Source organism: Rhizobium sp. BT03 (genome assembly GCF_030053155.1).
Lineage (GTDB): Bacteria > Pseudomonadota > Alphaproteobacteria > Rhizobiales > Rhizobiaceae > Rhizobium.
In genome coordinates this window covers 3621970-3637677 of sequence record NZ_CP125640.1, presented here as the reverse complement: position 1 = coordinate 3637677, position 15708 = coordinate 3621970, and the positions used below count along the sequence as shown (strand labels likewise).

Genomic DNA, 15708 nt, shown 5'->3' with positions numbered 1-15708 from the left:
TTCCCCTTTTGGATCAAAGAACTTGCAATCCACGGCGCCTTCCAGGATCAATGGTTGTGCCGCGGTGGATTTTTCGCAATCCGGCGGAATTGCGCCGCCCCATCGAGAACCGCGCCGTCCGACAATTGCGTCACCGAGCGGCGATAGATCTGCTGCCATGGCGTCGCATCCGCCGGCACCGGCGGAATTCCGTCGCCCTTGCGCCGTTCGATCTCCGTCTCGTCGACCAGCATGTCGCAGCGCCCGTGGTTAAAGTCGATGCGGATAATGTCGCCGGTGCGAAGCCAGGCGAGACCGCCGCCGGCAGCGCTTTCGGGCGAAGCGTTGAGGATCGAGGGGCTGTCGGCCGTGCCCGATTGGCGGCCATCGCCGATCGTCGGCAGGCTGCTGATGCCGCGTTTCAGCAGGTGATCCGGCGGCTGCATGTTGACGACCTCAGCCGAACCCGGCCAGCCGAGCGGCCCGGCGCCGCGGATGACGAGGATGGTATTTTCGTCGATGCCGAGGTCGGGATCGTTGATGCGCTTGTGATAGTCCTCGGAACCGTCGAAAACCACCGCCCTGCCCTCGAAGACGCCTTCACGCCCCGGTTCCTGAAGGTAGCGCCGGCGAAAATCCTCCGAGACGACGCTCATCTTCATGATCGCGAAATCGAAGAGATTGCCCTTGAGAACGAGGAAGCCGGCCCGCTCCTTCAGCGGCTCGCCGAATGGCCGGATAACCTCGCGGTCGCGGGCCTCCCTGCCCTGCAGGTTCTCGGCCATCGTCCTGCCCGTCACGGTCCGACAGCCGCCATCGAGCTTTCCGGCCTGCAGCAATTCCCACATGATCGCCGGCGTGCCGCCGGCCCGATGATAGCGCTCGCCGAGATAGGCGCCGGCCGGCTGGACATTGGCCAGCAGCGGGATGTCGAAGCCGTGCACCTGCCAGTCGTCGGGATGAAGCTCGACGCCGGCGTGCTTGGCCATCGCGGCCAGATGCGGCTGTGCGTTGGTGGAACCGCCGATCGCCGAATTGGTGCGGATGGCGTTGAGGAAAGCCTCGCGGGTCAGGATATCGGACGGCTTCAGATCCTCGAAGACGATCTCGACGGCGCGCCGCCCGGTGCGGTAGGCCATCTGGCCGCGTTCTCGGTAAGCGGCCGGAATGGCGCCGCAGCCGGTCAGCGAAAGACCGAGCGCCTCGGCAAGGGCGTTCATCGTCGATGCCGTGCCCATCGTATTGCAATGACCGACGGATGGTGCCGAATCGAGCGCCGCCTGCAGGAATTCTTCCCGATCGATCTCGCCTGCCGCATATTTTCGCCGCATCCGCCAGATCACCGTGCCGGAGCCCGCCAGTTCCCCCTCGTGCCAGCCGTCGAGCATCGGCCCACCGGAGAGCACGATCGCCGGAATATCGACCGTCGACGCCGCCATGATCGCCGAAGGCGTGGTCTTGTCGCAGCCGGTCGTCAGCACGACGCCGTCGAGCGGATAGCCGTAGAGGATTTCAACGAGGCCGAGATAGGCGAGATTGCGGTCGAGGGCAGCCGTCGGGCGCTTGCAGTTCTCGAAGATCGGATGCGTGGGAAATTCGATCGGAATGCCGCCGGCATCGCGAATGCCGTCGCGCACGCGCTTGGCAAGCTCGACATGCACCCTGTTGCAAGGGGTGAGATCGCTGCCGCTCTGGGCAATCCCGATGATCGGCTTGCCGGAGCGCAGCTCTTCCGGCGTGATACCGTAATTCATGAAACGCTCGAGATAGAGCGCTGCCATGTCGATATGGTCGGGATTGTCGAACCAATCCTGCGAACGCAGGCGTCGCTTCGGAGAATGGCTGTCCGTCACCTCTTGCCTCCGGGCAGGGCATTCTTCTCTTCGAGATGCAGGAGAAGGCCGCTATGATCTTTCTCGCCATTGCCGTTTGCGACGAATTCGCTGAATTCGGCGTGCACCGCCGCAGTCAGGGGCAGCGTCAGCGACAGCGCGGCGGCGGTCTCCATGGCGGCGTTCAGGTCCTTCAGCTGATTGCTGGACGAACCGCCTGGAGTGAACTGCCGCTCGACCATGCGCTTGCCGTGGAGTTCAAGGATACGGCTCTCGGCAAAACCGCCGCGAATGGCGTCGCGGAAGGCTGCCGGCGAGCCGCCGCCGGCCGCAATCAGCATCATCGCTTCGGCGACGGCGCCGATCGTCACCGCGACGATCTGCTGGTTGGCGAGCTTGGCAAGCTGGCCTGCCCCGCTTGGACCGACGCGGGTGACACGCCCCATCGGCGCAAAGACGTCCTGAAACTTTTCGATCACCGCCTCGTCGCCGCCCGCCATGATCGCCAGCGTACCGGCCTCCGCTCCGACGACGCCGCCGGAAACCGGCGCATCGACATGAGCGATGCCGCGCTCAGCAAGCCGCGCCGCATGATCACGGGCAAAATGCGGGGCGATTGAACTCATGTCGATAACGATAGCGCCGGACGCCACCGCATGGGCCACGCCGCTGTCGAACAAAACGTTTCCGACGGCTTCGGCGTTGGTCAGCATGGTGATGACGACATCAGCCCCCGAAACGGCATCCCCGGGTGTTTCCGCACAGATCGCGCCGTCGCCTGCAAGGGCCTCCGCCTTGCCGCGATCGCGATTCCAGACGGTGACGGCAAAGCCCGCACCGAGCAGCCGGCGCGCCATCGGCGCGCCCATCAGCCCGGTGCCGAGAAAGGCGATCCGCCTGCCGTCATGACCTCTGCTCGAACCTGTCATTCAGTCCTCCCAACTGTTGTCAGTCTTTGATAGTCCCCTCGCCCACCAATGCAAATCGTTTTAATCGGCGGAGCGCATTTTGTCGGATGCCGAACCATGCGCAAAACGATACGGGCGAGAACCGAAGTTCCCGCCCGATTTACTCGACAAAGGAAGGTTGAATTCCGTTATTCCGCCGCGAGCCGGATGACCTCCGCCTCTTCTTCCTTGTGTTCGTCCGGCTTGTGCTGGACGAGCGGACGGTTGCCCGCCAGCCGCCGCAGCAGCACGTAGAATACAGGCGTCATGAAGATGCCGAAGAAGGTCACGCCGATCATGCCCGAGAAGACCGCGACACCCATGGCCGCGCGCATCTCGGCGCCGGCGCCGGTGGAGACGACGAGCGGCACGACGCCCATGATGAAGGCCAGCGAGGTCATCAGGATCGGACGAAGACGAAGGCGGCTGGCTTCCACCGCAGCTTCCCGTGGCGTCCGGCCTTCGAACTCCAGTTCGCGGGCGAATTCCACGATCAGGATCGCGTTCTTCGCCGATAGTCCGACAAGCACCACAAGACCGATCTGGGTGAAGATATTGTTGTCTCCACCGGTGAGCCAGACGCCTGTCAGCGCGGCCAGCACACCCATCGGCACGATCATGATGATCGCAAGGGGCAGCGTCAGGCTTTCATACTGGGCGGCCAGCACCAGGAAGACGAGCAATAGCGCCAATGGGAAGACGACGATGCTCGAATTGCCGGCAAGGATCTGCTGATAGGTCAGATCCGTCCATTCGAAGTCGATGCCTGCCGGCAGGGTCTCGTGCAGGATCTTCTCGATTGCGGCCTGCGCCTGGCCGGACGAAAAGCCCGGTGCCGGACCGCCGTTGATATCGGCAGCGAGGAAGCCGTTGTAACGGTTCGCACGCTCCGGACCGGTGCTCGGCTCCACCTTCAGCAAGGCCGAAAGCGGGATCATCTCACCCGATGCCGAACGGACCTTCAACTGGCCGATATCTTCCGGCTGGGCGCGGAATTTCGCATCGGCCTGCACCCGGACGCTGTAAGTGCGGCCGAAGGCGTTGAAGTCGTTCACATAGAGCGAACCGAGATAGATCTGCAGCGTTTGGAAGACGTCGGTGACGGAAACCCCGAGCTGCTCGGCCTTGGCACGGTCGAGATCGGCATAGAGCTGCGGCACGTTGATCTGGAAGCTGGAGAACAGCCCGGCAAGCTCAGGCGTCTGATAGGCCTTGGCAAGCACGGCCTTGGTCGCTTCGTCGAGCGCCTGGTTGCCGAGGCCGGCACGATCCTCGATCTGCAGCTTGAAACCGCCCGTCGTGCCGAGACCGTTGACCGGCGGCGGCGGGAACATGGCGATGAAGGCATCCTGGATGGCTGCGAATTTCTGGTTCAGCGCCATGGCGATGGCGCCGCCCGAAAGATCCGGCGTCTTGCGCTCCTCGAAATCCTTCAGTGTCACGAAGACGATGCCGGCATTCGAGGAGTTGGTGAAGCCGTTGATAGACAGGCCCGGGAAGGCGATCGCATTGGCGACGCCCGGCTGCGCCAGAGCGATGTCGGTCATGCGCTTGATCACGTCTTCAGTGCGGTCGAGGCTTGCGGCATCCGGCAGCTGGGCGAAGCCGATCAGATACTGCTTGTCCTGCGACGGCACGAAGCCGCCGGGGACCGTGCTGAACAGGCTGTAGGTCGCACCGACCAGCGCCAGGTAGATCACCATGACGATGCTCTTGCGCGACAGCAATCCGCCCACGCCCTTGCCGTAGGCATTCGAGCCGGCGCCGAAGACCCGGTTGAAGCCGCGGAAGAACCAGCCGAAAATGGCGTCCATGAACCGCGTCAGCCAGTCCTTCGGCTGATGATGGCTCTTCAGCAGCAGGGCTGCCAGCGCCGGCGACAGGGTGAGCGAGTTGAAGGCCGAGATGACGGTCGAGATTGCGATCGTCAGCGCGAACTGCCGATAGAACTGGCCCGACAGGCCGGAGATGAAGGCGAGCGGAACGAAGACCGCGACGAGGACCAGCGCAATCGCGACGATCGGGCCGGAGACCTCCTTCATCGCCTTGTAGGTGGCCGCCCGCGGCGACAGCCCGTGCTCGATATTGCGCTCGACGTTTTCGACCACGACGATCGCGTCGTCGACGACGATACCGATCGCCAGCACCAGCCCGAACAGGCTGAGCGCGTTGATCGAGAAGCCGAAGACATACATGACCGCGAAGGTGCCGATGATCGACACCGGAACCGCGATCAGCGGGATGATCGAGGCGCGCCACGTCTGCAGGAACAGGATGACGACGAGAACGACGAGCGCAATGGCTTCGAGCAGCGTGTCGATGACCTTCTCGATCGAGGCGCGCACGAATTTCGTCGTATCGTAGACGATCTCGTATTTGACGCCCTCGGGCATGGCCAGTTGCAGCTGATCCATGGTGGCGCGCACATTGTCGGCGATTTCGATCGCGTTCGAACCGGGCGCCTGAAGCACGGCAACGGCAACGGCCGGCTTGCCGTCAAGCAGCGAACGCAGCGTATAATCGGCCGCGCCGAGCTCGATGCGGGCGACATCGCGAAGGCGGGTGATCTCGCCGCTGGCGCCCGTCTTGACGATGATGTTGCCGAACTCCTCGGGCGTGCGCAGGCGGCCCTGGGCATTGACGTTCAGCTGCAGGTCCACACCCGGCTGGCTCGGCGACGCGCCGATGATGCCGGCGGCCGCCTGAACGTTCTGCGAGCTGATGGCGTTGCTGATGTCGCTGGCGGCGAGATCGTGCTCGGCAGCCTTCTGCGGGTCGATCCACACACGCATGGAATAGTCGCCGGCGCCGAAGACCTGCACCTGCCCGACGCCTGCGATGCGGGCGAGCCGATCCTTGATATTCAGCGTCGCGTAATTGCGAAGATAGGTGATGTCGTGATTGTCGCCGTCGGAGACGAGGTTGACGACCATGATGAAGTCCGGCGAACTCTTGACCGTGGTGATGCCGAGGGCGCGGACTTCCGCCGGCAACCGCGGTTCGGCCTGCGACACACGGTTCTGCACGAGCTGCTGCGCCTTGTCGGCGTCGGTGCCGAGCTTGAAGGTGACGGTCACGTTGAGCACGCCGTCCGATGTCGCCTGGCTGGACATGTAGAGCATGCCCTCGACGCCGTTGATCTGCTCTTCGAGCGGTGTGGCCACCGTTTCGGCGATGACCGACGGGTTGGCGCCGGGATAGGTGGCGCGCACGACGATCGACGGCGGCACGACCTCCGGATATTCGGAAATCGGCAGCGCCCTGAGGCCGATCAGGCCGGCAACCACGATGAGGACTGAGAGAACGCCGGCAAAGACCGGACGGTCGACAAAGAATCTGGAGATGTTCATTTCAAAGCCCTCTCCGGGGTGAACATGGATGCAACGTCCCTCTCCGGCGGCTTGAGGGCCACCGGCAGGTCATATCATTTCGGGTATCAGCCCTCCCCGGGCGAGGCATTGCCTTGCCCCCCGGGAAGGCGAAGTCCTTACTGCGCGGTCGCGACCTTCTCTTCCATTTCAGGTATGACGACGGCACCCGGACGAATGCGTTGCAGGCCGTTGACGACGATCTTTTCGCCGGCATTCAGGCCGCTTTCGACCACACGCTGGCCGTCGGCCAGCGTGCCGAGCTGAACCTGCCGGTAGGCGACCTTGTTTTCGGCATCGACGACGAAGACGAACTTCTTGTCCTGGTCGGTGCCGACGGCGCGGTCGCTGATGACGATCTTGTTCTCGGCCTTCGGCTGGCCCATGCGCACCCGCACGAACTGGCCGGGGATGAGACGACCGCCCGGATTGTCGAAGACGGCGCGCACGCCGATCGTACCGCTTGCTGCATCGACCTCGTTGTCGATCAGCTGCAGCTTGCCTTTGATCGGCGTGCCGCTGTCGGCAAGCGTGCCGACCTCGACCGGGATCTGCTCGACCGGCGGCAGGGCGCTGTCGGTCTGGGGAAGATCGGCAAGCGCGCGCGTGACCATTTCTTCGCTGGCATTGAAGCTCGCATAGATCGGATCGACCGAAACGAGCGTCGTCAGTTCAGGCGAAGCCGAACCGGCCGCAACCAGGTTACCGGTGGTCACCTCGATCTTGCCGATGCGGCCGGAAACCGGCGCGCGCACCTCGGTGTAATCAAGATCGAGCTGGGCCGACTGCAGTGCGGCCTGCGCCGACCGCAGCCCCGCCTGCGCCTCGGCCAGCGCGCTCTGGCGCTGATCGAGATCACTCTGGGAGATGGTGCGGTTGTCGGAAAGCCTGCGGCCGCGATCGAGCTCGGTCTGCGCCAGGCTGACCTTGGCTTCGGCCGAAGCGACCTGGCCCTGCGCCTGCGCCACGCTCGCCTGATAGGGAGCCGGGTCGATGGTGAAGAGCAGATCGCCCTGCTTGACCAGCGCCCCTTCGCGGAAGGCCACCGACAGGATGGCGCCGGCGACGCGGGAACGAACCTGGACACGGTCGACGGCTTCGAGACGGCCGGAAAAACTCTCCCAGGCCGTCACGTCACGCGCCGCGACGACGGCAACCGTCACCGGCACGGCAGGCGGCTGCGCCGGGGCGGACGCGGCCGTGGCGGTCGTGCTCATCGGCAGTTCGAAAAACAATGCAGCGCCTGAAACCGACGCAATAAGGCCCATGCCGGCGCCCACCAGGGCCCAGCGCTTACTTCTGGACGTCATCAGTACTCTCCTTGCGGCCCCAAGCCGCCGAAATATCAGATCATCTTCAATGCAATTGCGGTTGGACGCTTACATCTCGAAGGAAGCTTCCGAAATGGCGGCTGACATGCTCCTGCCAGTCGGGCACTCCTTCGGATTTCCCACCATAAATCGAGGGCCAGCCCGTCCCGGCGGGAAGGACATGCTGGTGTACACCGACGCCGGCCTTTTTCAGGCGGGCACCGTAGCCGAGTGTTTCATCGTGCAGAGGATCGTCCTCCGCGGTGAAGATCAGCGCCGGCGCAACGCCGGAAAGACGCGAACAGAGGCAGGGCGCCGCATAGGGGTGGCAGCCGCCGCCGCTCAAGTAATGGCTCCAGCCCTCCGTCCAGCGCTGACGCATGCCGATCGCTTCGGCCTTGCGGATCGAGGACGTGCCCATGAAGGGATCGAGCAGCGGCGAAATCAACACCTGGCCGTCGAGCGCATCCGGCATCTGGTCGCGGGCCTTCAGCGCCACGCCGGCGGCGACATTGCCGCCCGCCTCTTCGCCGGCGACGAAGAGCAGCGACTTGCGGTCGCCAAGACCGGCAGCGCGCTTGTTGGCGAGATAGGTGAAAACGGAGAAGGAAACTTCCAGCGCCTTCGGAAACAGGTTGCCGGACAGGCTGCTGTAATCAACGGCGGCGACGATGGCGCCTGATTTGGCGAGGCTCATCGCCACCGGCCTGTCGACATTCGTCTCGCTGTCGAGAAACGCGCCGCCATGCAGGTAAAGCACGATGGGCGGACCCTTGCCGTAATCGGCGCCCTGGTAGATGCGTGCGGAAACGGGGCCGATGGCCACCTTATCCAGCATCATATCTTTCCATTCCACCGTCATATCCGGTCTCTTTTGCACCAGCCACAAGCAGACAACGCCTGCCGCTTGCATTTTGCACAAAAAAGATATTGTTATTCCAACCAGGGAATAAGAAGCGATATCGCGATTACACTGTTCCATATCTCGAACAATGGTGCAACGCAAACTGCGGATTTCAAACCGATGGATCAGCTCTCGGCAATGCGCGTCTTCATCCGCGTGGTGGAGACGGGCAATTTCACCCGCGCCGCCGACATGCTCGCCATGCCCAAGGCGACGGTAACCAACCTCATCCAGGGCCTGGAGGCGCATCTGCGCACCAAGCTTCTGAATCGCACGACGCGCCGGGTGATGGTGACCACGGACGGCGCGCTCTATTACGAACGCGCCGCCCAGATCATTTCGGAGCTGGAGGAACTCGACGGCAGCCTCTCCAATTCACAGAGCCTGCCGAGCGGGCGGCTGCGTGTCGAAATGGCCGGTGCTTTCGCCGACTGGATCGTCGTTCCCGCACTCTGCGATTTTTATCAGCGTTATCCCGATATCCGCATCGACCTCGGTGTCGGCGACCGCACGGTCGATTATCTTGCGGAAAATGTCGACTGCGCGCTACGGGGCGGCACGCCGGCCGACCAGTCGCTGATCGCGCGGCGTGTCTCCGAAGTCGAGATGATCACCTGTGCGTCGCCAAGCTATATCGAGAAATTCGGCATGCCCGAACGGCCGGAGGATCTGGAGGCCGATCATTACTCCGTCAACTATTTCCGCGCCCAAAACAACCGAACGCTGCCCTTCGAATTTCGCCGGCACAACGAGGTGATCGAGACCAATCCGCGTTACATCGCCTCGGTCAACGATAGCCGCACCTATCTGACGGCTGCGCTGACGGGTCTCGGCATTGCGCAGGTGCCGATCTTCATGGCGCGTGAGCCGATGGCAAAGGGTGACCTCGTCCGCGTGCTCCCGGACTGGCGCCGCGATCCGCTGCCGCTCTACGTCGTCTACCCCCCGAACCGCCACCTCAGCAACAAGGTTCGCGTCTTTGTCGATTGGCTGGTAAAGCTTCTGGTAGAGGCGAGATTGAACGACTTCTGAGCGCCAAAAGAAATACGGCCCGGAAGGCGGGGAAACCTTCAACGGACCGCAATGTGCAACTTTGAACATCAAGCCTGTCGCACCGCAGGAGGGCGCGGCAGGCTGTGGAGGTTCGGAAAAGAGCGGCAGGGAATTCCACTCTTTCGCGATAAAATAGATATACGCACTCTCCGCAGGATTGTAAGGGAAAATTCCGCAAGCCCGTTCACATAATTGCGAGCACGGAGCCCGTCAGATCATGCCGCCATTGGCGCGCAGCGTCTGACCATTGATCCAGCCGCCGTCCGGACCGGCGAGAAAGGCCACGGCGGCGGCGATGTCTTTAGGTGTGCCGAGACGCTCCAGCGGATTCATCTTCGCCATGCGGGCGACGAGCTCCTCCGACTTGCCATTGAGGAAAAGATCGGTGGCGACAGGACCGGGCGCGATGGCGTTGACGGTGATGTTGCGGCCGCGCATCTCCTTGGCCATGATCGCCGTCAACGTTTCGACGGCAGCCTTGGTGGCGGCATAGACACCGTAGGTCTCGAGCTTCAACCCGACGACTGAAGTGGAGAAGTTGATGATCCGGCCGCCGTCGCGCAAGCGCCTGGCCGCTTCCTTCAGCGTATTGAAAGTGCCCTTGAGGTTGACGGCGATCTGCCGGTCGAAATTGGCGTCATCGGCCTCGGCGAGCGACGAGAGCATCATGATGCCGGCATTGTTGACGAGCACGTCGACGCCGCCGAAGGCGGTTTGCGCGGCATCGAACATGCGGCGGACGGCTTGCGCATCGCTGACATCGGCTTTCTCGGTCAGCGCCTTGCCGCCGGCCTGCTCGATCTCCCGGGCGAGTTCCTCTGCCGGAGCCGCATTGCCGGCGTAATTGATGACGACGGTAAAACCGTCCTTGGCGAGGCGTTTGGCGACCGCCGCGCCGATGCCGCGGGAAGCGCCGGTGACCAGTGCGACCTTGCCGTTTTCGTTGGAAGCCATTGCCGTTCTCCTTCATCGCGTTTCGATGAGAAAAAGATGTGCCTTTTCCTCTTGCGGATAATCAGGCATTATTCGACATCACTATCCGGAAATAGCGAACAAATAGATGGACAGATTCGATGCCATGCGGGTGTTTTGCCGCGTCGTGGAGCGTCGCAGCTTCACCCTTGCCGCCCAAGACACCGGCCTGCCGCGCTCGACCGTCACCGATGCGGTGAAGCAGCTCGAGGCCCGCCTCGGCGTGCGCCTTCTCCAGCGCACGACACGCCATGTCAGCCCGACGTTGGACGGCGAAGCCTATTACCAGCGCTGCCTGTCGATCCTTGCCGATATCGAGGATGCCGAAGGCGCCTTTGCCGGCGCCAGGCCAAAGGGCCTGCTGCGCGTCGATGTGCACGGCACCCTCGCCCGCCATTTCGTGCTGCCGAGCCTGCCGTCTTTTCTCCGGACCTATCCCGAGATCGAATTCTACATGAGCGAGGGCGACCGGCTGGTCGATCTCGTGCGCGAAGGCATCGACTGCGTGCTGCGCGCCGGCACGCCCGGGGATAGCGACATGATCATCAGGCGTGTCGCCATGCTCGACGAGATCACGCTCGCCTCCCCTGCCTATATCGCCGCCCATGGCCTGCCGCAGCATCCAGACCGGCTTGCCGGCCACCGCATGGTCGGCTTCCGCTCCAGCGGCACCGGCAGCCAGTTGCCGCTCGAATTCACCGTCGACGGCGTGGTGCATGAGATCCGCATTCCCGCCGCCGTCGCCGTCAACGCCGCCGAAAGCTACATTTCAGCGGCGAGAATAGGCCTCGGCCTGATCCAGATCCCGCGTTATCACGCTGAAAAAGATCTTGCCGAGGGAACGCTGATCCATGTGCTCAAGGATTTTCCGCCGACCCCGACGCCGGTCTCCCTGCTCTACCCCCGCAACCGCCAGCTTTCGCCGCGCGTACGCGTTTTCATCGACTGGCTGGTGAAGGTCTTCGCTCGACAAAAGTCGCAAAACGCGCTTTGCTAATATGAGCGTTTGGGGGGAGCGGCGATGGCACTCAACGATATCACCGTCTACCAGACGGAAGACGGCTTCGTTGTCGAATTCGGCGGCGAAGGTGAAGACAGCATTGCCGTGACGCTGCGAAGCACGCCTGAACTGACCCCGGAAAACGCCGTCTCGCGGGCCAAAACCCTGCTTGCGGTGGCCATCGAACCTGTCCATGGCGACGGCGCGCGCGGCAAGGATCCCGCTTTGCTCGAAGAAGAGCTGGAGGAAGGCCTGGAGGATTCCTTCCCGGCGAGCGACCCGGTCTCGGTCACATCATCCTCGATCCCGATGCGCGATCCGAGCGCCGGCCGCTGAAGCGGGTGGGCCCAAAGTATGAAGCGGTTTCGGGATGACGGCGGATGCACTGGATGTTATCTGCGTCGGCCATGACCGAGAGTGGAATGATATCGGGCGCGACCGGCGCCGGCGCGCTCACCGGCGAAAGCCTCAGGGCGTTTTTCGAGCGCGACGCGATCGCCGTTGCCCGTGATCTGCTCGGCTGCCACCTCACGGTCGACGGCGCCGGCGGCCGGATCACCGAGACCGAAGCCTATTTTCCCGATGACGAGGCCTCGCACAGCTTCCGCGGCCCGACCAAGCGCAACGGCGCCATGTACGGCCCGCCCGGCAATGTCTATATCTACCGCATTTACGGCATGTACTGGTGCCTGAACTTCGTCTGCCATACGGGCTCGGCCGTGCTGATCCGGGCGATCGAGCCGGAAACGGGAATCCCTTTGATGATGGAGCGGCGCGGCACCGACAGGCTGACGGCGCTCTGCAGCGGCCCGGGCAAACTCTGCCAGGCGCTCGGCATCGACATCGAGATCAACGACAGGCTGCTCGACCGCGCGCCCTATGCGCTGACGCCGTCCGTGCCGGTGCCGATCATCTCGGGAAAGCGTATCGGCATCACCAAAAATGCCGAAGTGCCATGGCGCTTCGGCATTCAGGGATCGCGTCATCTGAGCAAGCCGTTTCGCTGATTATTCCATCACCGCACTGTGGTCGACGGCGGGCGCCGCCTTCGGCTTGCGCAGCAAGAGCACCAGCGGAATGACCGCGAGCGACATCAGCATCAACAGCTTGAAATCGTCCATATAGGCGATGATCGTCGATTGCAGGGTGATGATCTCGTTGAGCGAAGCGCGCCCGGCCGCCGTCACCGGGCTGAGCCCCTGCGCTGCCACCGCGTTGAAGGCGTGGTTGAACGGTGTCACATAGGCGGCGATCGATTCATGATTGCTCTGCGTATTCTCGACGATCAGCGCCGAGACGATCGAGATACCGACCGACGAACCGATGTTGCGCGACAGGTTGTAGAGGCCGGTGCCGTCGCCGCGCATATGGGCGGGCAGCGTGGCGAAAGCGATCGTCGTCAGCGGCACGAACAGGAAACCGAGGCCGGCGCCCTGGATGAAACCGACCGAGACGATCGTCCATTGCGAAACATCGGGCGTCCAGCCGGTCATGTCGTACATCGCCCAGGCGGTCAGCCCGAGGCCCAGCACCAGCAGCCAGCGCGTATCGACCTTGCCGATCAGCCGCCCGACGATGAACATGCACAGCATGGTGCCGAGCCCGCGCGGCCCCATGACGATGCCGGCGGTGATGACGGGATAGCCCATCAGCGTCTGCAGATAGGGCGTCATCAGCGCCAGCGAGGCGAGATAGGTGATGCCGATCACGAAGATGAAGATTATGCTGATCGAAAAATTCTGGTCGAGGAACAACTTCGGATTGACGAAGGATTTCTCGGCCGTCAGCGTATGCACCAGAAGCAGATAGAAGGCGGCGGCGCAGATGACCGCTTCGACCATGATCTCGCCGGAGGAGAACCAGTCGAGCTGCTCGCCGCGATCGAGGAAGAGCTGCAGCGAGGCGATGAACAGGCTCATCATCCCGAAACCGAACCAGTCCAGCTTGGCGAGCGCATCCCTATTCGTTTCCGAAACGAAGATGACGATACCGGCAAAGGCGAGCGCACCGATCGGCACGTTGATGTAGAACACCCAGCGCCAGCTGATATTGTCGGTCAGCCAGCCGCCGATGACCGGGCCGAGGACCGGCCCGACCATCACCGAGACGCCGAAAAGGGCCATGGCCGAGCCGCGTTCCTCGACCGTATAAATGTCGAGGAGAATGCCCTGGGAAAGCGGCACCAGCGATGCGCCGAACAGGCCCTGCAACAGGCGGAAGGCAACGATCTGGTTGAGCGATTGCGCCAGGCCGCAGAGAACCGAGGCCGCCACGAAGCCTGATATGGCGACGAGCAGCACGCGCTTGCGGCCGAACTTGGCGGCAAGGAAGCCCGAGGGCGGCGTCATGATCGCCGCCGCGACGATGTAGGAGGTCAGGACCCAGTTGATCTGGTCGGCGGAGGCCGACACGCTGCCCTGGATATAGGGCAGCGCCACGTTGGCGATCGTCGTGTCCAGTGCCTGCATGATGACGGCGAGAATGACGCAAGCCGTGATCGCGCCGCGATTGGCAACCGGGGTCGCCGGGGAAGCGGAAACGTTACTCATGATCCCCGCCCTGGGGCCGGCCCAGAAGCTTGTTGACGAAATCGGGCAAGCCTCTGATATGGCCGGTCTCGACATCGACGACCGTGCTCATGCCGACGCGAAGCGGCGGCTTGCCCCCGGTGTCTTCGATGCTGACGCGCATCGGAATGCGCTGGACGACCTTCACCCAGTTGCCCGTGGTGTTCTGCGCCGGCAGCAGCGAGAAGCTGGAGCCGGAGGCCGGGCTGATGCTCTCGACCTTGCCCTTCCACATCACGCCGGGATAGGTGTCGACGTAGATCTCGGCTGTCTGGCCGGGTTTGACATAAGTAAGCTCGGTTTCCTTCGGGCTGGCGGCGATCCACAGGTGATCGGTGGCAACGAGCGAGAATGCCTGCTGCGAGGCCTGCAGATAGGAGCCGACCTGCAGCGCGTTGACATTGGTGACGATGCCGTCGAACGGCGCCTTGACGACGCTGTGGTCGAGTTCGCGCTGGGCATTGTCGACATTCGACTTGGCCTGCAGATAGAGCGGGTTCTCCTCGGTCGGCTGGTCGGCGGAACCGCCGAGCTGAGCAAGCGTGGTTGCGGCTTCAGCCTTGGCGACGCTCACCTTCTGCTCGGCAGCCTCGAGATTATGCTTGGCCTCGTCATAGGCCGATTGCGTGGCGCTGCCATTGTTGACGAGGTTCTGCTGCCGGTCGAACTGATCGCGGTAATAAGGCAGATCGGCTTGCGCCTGGGTGATCTCTGCCAGCGACTGCTGGTAGCTGGCCTTGAGGTTCATGATCTGGTTGCGCTGCACGCCGAGCTGCGCCTTGGCGCCGTCGAGCGCGATCTTGAAGGAATCGGCTCTCAGACTGAAGAGCACCTGCCCCGCCTTGACCGCCTCGTTCTCATGCACGTCGATCTTCTCGACGATGCCCGAGACATCGGTGGTCAGCCCGACCATATCGGCCTGGAGATAGGCGTTGTCGGTCGACATCACCTGCCCGCCATTGACGTAATAGTAGCCGCCGACGACGAGGGCCACCGGCAGCAGGGCGAACAGGATCGGCCGCGTGAGGCTGCGCCGGCGGCGGACCTTGTTGCCGCCAGGCGCAGCCACGGCGGCAGCCGGCGCTGAATTGGATGAAGGCGCTTCGGCTACCGTTTCCTGCTGTTTGGCTTGGTTTTCTTCGACTGGTGTCTTGGCATTGGCGTCGGCAACGACGCGGAGGGGGGATTGATCAGCCATCGTTCGTCTCATTCTCGTCGACCGGGCTCCGGCATGCCTGAACCAGGTTCGTCTTCATTACGGATAGGATGTGGAAAAGCTGCTCGCGCTGCTCGGCCGTAATGCTTTGCAACGCTTCGGCGCGGGTGGTGTCGCCAAGCTCGCGCATCTCGGCAAGCAGCGGATGCGCCTCGTCGCGCATGTAGAGCAGCCATATGCGTCGGTCGGTGGGGTGCTGGCGGCGCTCGATCAGCCCGCGTTCGGCGAGCTTATCGAGAATGCGCACCAGCGTGATCGGCTCGACCTCGAGGATTTCGGCAAGGCCGCTTTGATGGATGCCTTCATTGTTGGAAAGATAGGCCAGCGTCTGCCATTGCGACCGGGTCAGCCCAAGGCACTTCGCGCGTTGCTCGAACCGCTTGCGCAGCAGCCGTGCGACGTCGTGGAGAAGGAAGCCGAGGGTGGGCGTGGCGCTCATGAAAACCTGCGATCGTTAATTTATAAGCATACTTATAATAGCGGTAGATATATTGAGCTTGTACGATGCACAAGGGCGTGGACGACAGAATCGCCCACCGCGGCGAAAATGCCGCAGGCCG

Annotated in this window: 13 protein-coding genes; 4 read left to right on the top strand and 9 right to left on the bottom strand. The window is 63.0% G+C overall.

The window, feature by feature from the left end; all coding sequences use genetic code 11:
* Positions 1-47 precede the first annotated feature (47 nt).
* The 5 genes from QMO80_RS17670 to QMO80_RS17650 all read right to left on the bottom strand — a co-directional run bounded on the left by QMO80_RS17670 (position 48) and on the right by QMO80_RS17650 (position 8298).
* Positions 48-1832, bottom strand: a complete 1785-nt coding sequence (locus tag QMO80_RS17670) for an IlvD/Edd family dehydratase (RefSeq protein ID WP_283197688.1) — start codon at positions 1830-1832, stop codon at positions 48-50.
* The gene (locus tag QMO80_RS17665) at positions 1829-2740 is read right to left on the bottom strand and encodes an NAD(P)-dependent oxidoreductase (protein WP_283197687.1); all 912 of its coding nucleotides are present in this window, start codon (positions 2738-2740) and stop codon (positions 1829-1831) included. The genes QMO80_RS17670 and QMO80_RS17665 overlap by 4 nt, the downstream gene beginning before the upstream one ends.
* Positions 2741-2907: 167 nt before the next feature.
* Positions 2908-6108: an efflux RND transporter permease subunit gene (locus QMO80_RS17660; RefSeq protein ID WP_283197686.1), complete on the bottom strand. Its 3201-nt coding sequence runs from the start codon at positions 6106-6108 to the stop codon at positions 2908-2910.
* A 137-nt stretch (positions 6109-6245) separates the two neighbouring features.
* Positions 6246-7436, bottom strand: coding sequence for an efflux RND transporter periplasmic adaptor subunit (locus QMO80_RS17655; protein ID WP_283197685.1), 1191 nt, complete (start codon positions 7434-7436; stop codon positions 6246-6248).
* A gap of 46 nt (positions 7437-7482) precedes the next feature.
* The gene (locus QMO80_RS17650; RefSeq protein ID WP_283197684.1) at positions 7483-8298 is read right to left on the bottom strand and encodes an alpha/beta hydrolase fold domain-containing protein; all 816 of its coding nucleotides are present in this window, start codon (positions 8296-8298) and stop codon (positions 7483-7485) included.
* Between the two features lie 162 nt (positions 8299-8460).
* Between QMO80_RS17650 and QMO80_RS17645 the strand changes: the two genes are divergently transcribed.
* Positions 8461-9372 (top strand): LysR family transcriptional regulator, encoded by a 912-nt coding sequence (locus tag QMO80_RS17645; protein ID WP_283197683.1) that lies wholly within the window; start codon positions 8461-8463, stop codon positions 9370-9372.
* Positions 9373-9603: 231 nt separating this feature from the next.
* Here the strand turns inward: QMO80_RS17645 and QMO80_RS17640 are convergent, their stop codons facing one another.
* Positions 9604-10347, bottom strand: coding sequence for an SDR family oxidoreductase (locus tag QMO80_RS17640; protein ID WP_283197682.1), 744 nt, complete (start codon positions 10345-10347; stop codon positions 9604-9606).
* A 106-nt stretch (positions 10348-10453) separates the two neighbouring features.
* On the opposite strand from QMO80_RS17640, the gene QMO80_RS17635 reads away from it, so the two are divergent.
* Genes QMO80_RS17635 through QMO80_RS17625 form a run of 3 tightly spaced genes read left to right on the top strand, consistent with a single transcriptional unit; the run spans position 10454 to position 12372 of the window.
* Positions 10454-11362, top strand: coding sequence for a LysR family transcriptional regulator (locus QMO80_RS17635; protein ID WP_283197681.1), 909 nt, complete (start codon positions 10454-10456; stop codon positions 11360-11362).
* A 24-nt stretch (positions 11363-11386) separates the two neighbouring features.
* Positions 11387-11701, top strand: a complete 315-nt coding sequence (locus QMO80_RS17630) for a hypothetical protein (protein ID WP_283197680.1) — start codon at positions 11387-11389, stop codon at positions 11699-11701.
* Between the two features lie 53 nt (positions 11702-11754).
* Positions 11755-12372 carry a DNA-3-methyladenine glycosylase gene (locus tag QMO80_RS17625; protein WP_283197679.1) on the top strand — a complete coding sequence of 206 codons (618 nt, stop codon included), beginning with the start codon at positions 11755-11757 and terminating at the stop codon, positions 12370-12372.
* On the opposite strand, the gene QMO80_RS17620 is transcribed toward QMO80_RS17625, so the two are convergent.
* The 3 genes from QMO80_RS17620 to QMO80_RS17610 are packed head-to-tail and all read right to left on the bottom strand — an operon-like array spanning position 12373 to position 15587.
* Positions 12373-13914, bottom strand: coding sequence for a DHA2 family efflux MFS transporter permease subunit (locus tag QMO80_RS17620; RefSeq protein ID WP_283197678.1), 1542 nt, complete (start codon positions 13912-13914; stop codon positions 12373-12375).
* Positions 13907-15130 carry an HlyD family secretion protein gene (locus QMO80_RS17615; RefSeq protein ID WP_283197677.1) on the bottom strand — a complete coding sequence of 408 codons (1224 nt, stop codon included), beginning with the start codon at positions 15128-15130 and terminating at the stop codon, positions 13907-13909. The genes QMO80_RS17620 and QMO80_RS17615 overlap by 8 nt, the downstream gene beginning before the upstream one ends.
* Positions 15123-15587 (bottom strand): MarR family winged helix-turn-helix transcriptional regulator, encoded by a 465-nt coding sequence (locus tag QMO80_RS17610; RefSeq protein WP_283197676.1) that lies wholly within the window; start codon positions 15585-15587, stop codon positions 15123-15125. Before QMO80_RS17610 ends, QMO80_RS17615 begins: the two co-directional genes overlap by 8 nt.
* Positions 15588-15708: the final 121 nt, after the last annotated feature.

What these genes read in the sequence shown, in the direction of transcription:
- QMO80_RS17665 (WP_283197687.1), bottom strand. Translation starts at nt 2,740, where the DNA reads ATGACAGGTTCGAGCAGAGGTCATGACGGCAGGCGGATCGCCTTTCTC.
- QMO80_RS17660 (WP_283197686.1), bottom strand. Translation starts at nt 6,108, where the DNA reads ATGAACATCTCCAGATTCTTTGTCGACCGTCCGGTCTTTGCCGGCGTT.
- QMO80_RS17655 (WP_283197685.1), bottom strand. Translation starts at nt 7,436, where the DNA reads ATGACGTCCAGAAGTAAGCGCTGGGCCCTGGTGGGCGCCGGCATGGGC.
- QMO80_RS17650 (WP_283197684.1), bottom strand. Translation starts at nt 8,298, where the DNA reads ATGACGGTGGAATGGAAAGATATGATGCTGGATAAGGTGGCCATCGGC.
- QMO80_RS17645 (WP_283197683.1), top strand. Translation starts at nt 8,461, where the DNA reads ATGGATCAGCTCTCGGCAATGCGCGTCTTCATCCGCGTGGTGGAGACG.
- QMO80_RS17640 (WP_283197682.1), bottom strand. Translation starts at nt 10,347, where the DNA reads ATGGCTTCCAACGAAAACGGCAAGGTCGCACTGGTCACCGGCGCTTCC.
- QMO80_RS17635 (WP_283197681.1), top strand. Translation starts at nt 10,454, where the DNA reads ATGGACAGATTCGATGCCATGCGGGTGTTTTGCCGCGTCGTGGAGCGT.
- QMO80_RS17630 (WP_283197680.1), top strand. Translation starts at nt 11,387, where the DNA reads ATGGCACTCAACGATATCACCGTCTACCAGACGGAAGACGGCTTCGTT.
- QMO80_RS17625 (WP_283197679.1), top strand. Translation starts at nt 11,755, where the DNA reads ATGTTATCTGCGTCGGCCATGACCGAGAGTGGAATGATATCGGGCGCG.
- QMO80_RS17620 (WP_283197678.1), bottom strand. Translation starts at nt 13,914, where the DNA reads ATGAGTAACGTTTCCGCTTCCCCGGCGACCCCGGTTGCCAATCGCGGC.
- QMO80_RS17615 (WP_283197677.1), bottom strand. Translation starts at nt 15,130, where the DNA reads ATGGCTGATCAATCCCCCCTCCGCGTCGTTGCCGACGCCAATGCCAAG.
- QMO80_RS17610 (WP_283197676.1), bottom strand. Translation starts at nt 15,587, where the DNA reads ATGAGCGCCACGCCCACCCTCGGCTTCCTTCTCCACGACGTCGCACGG.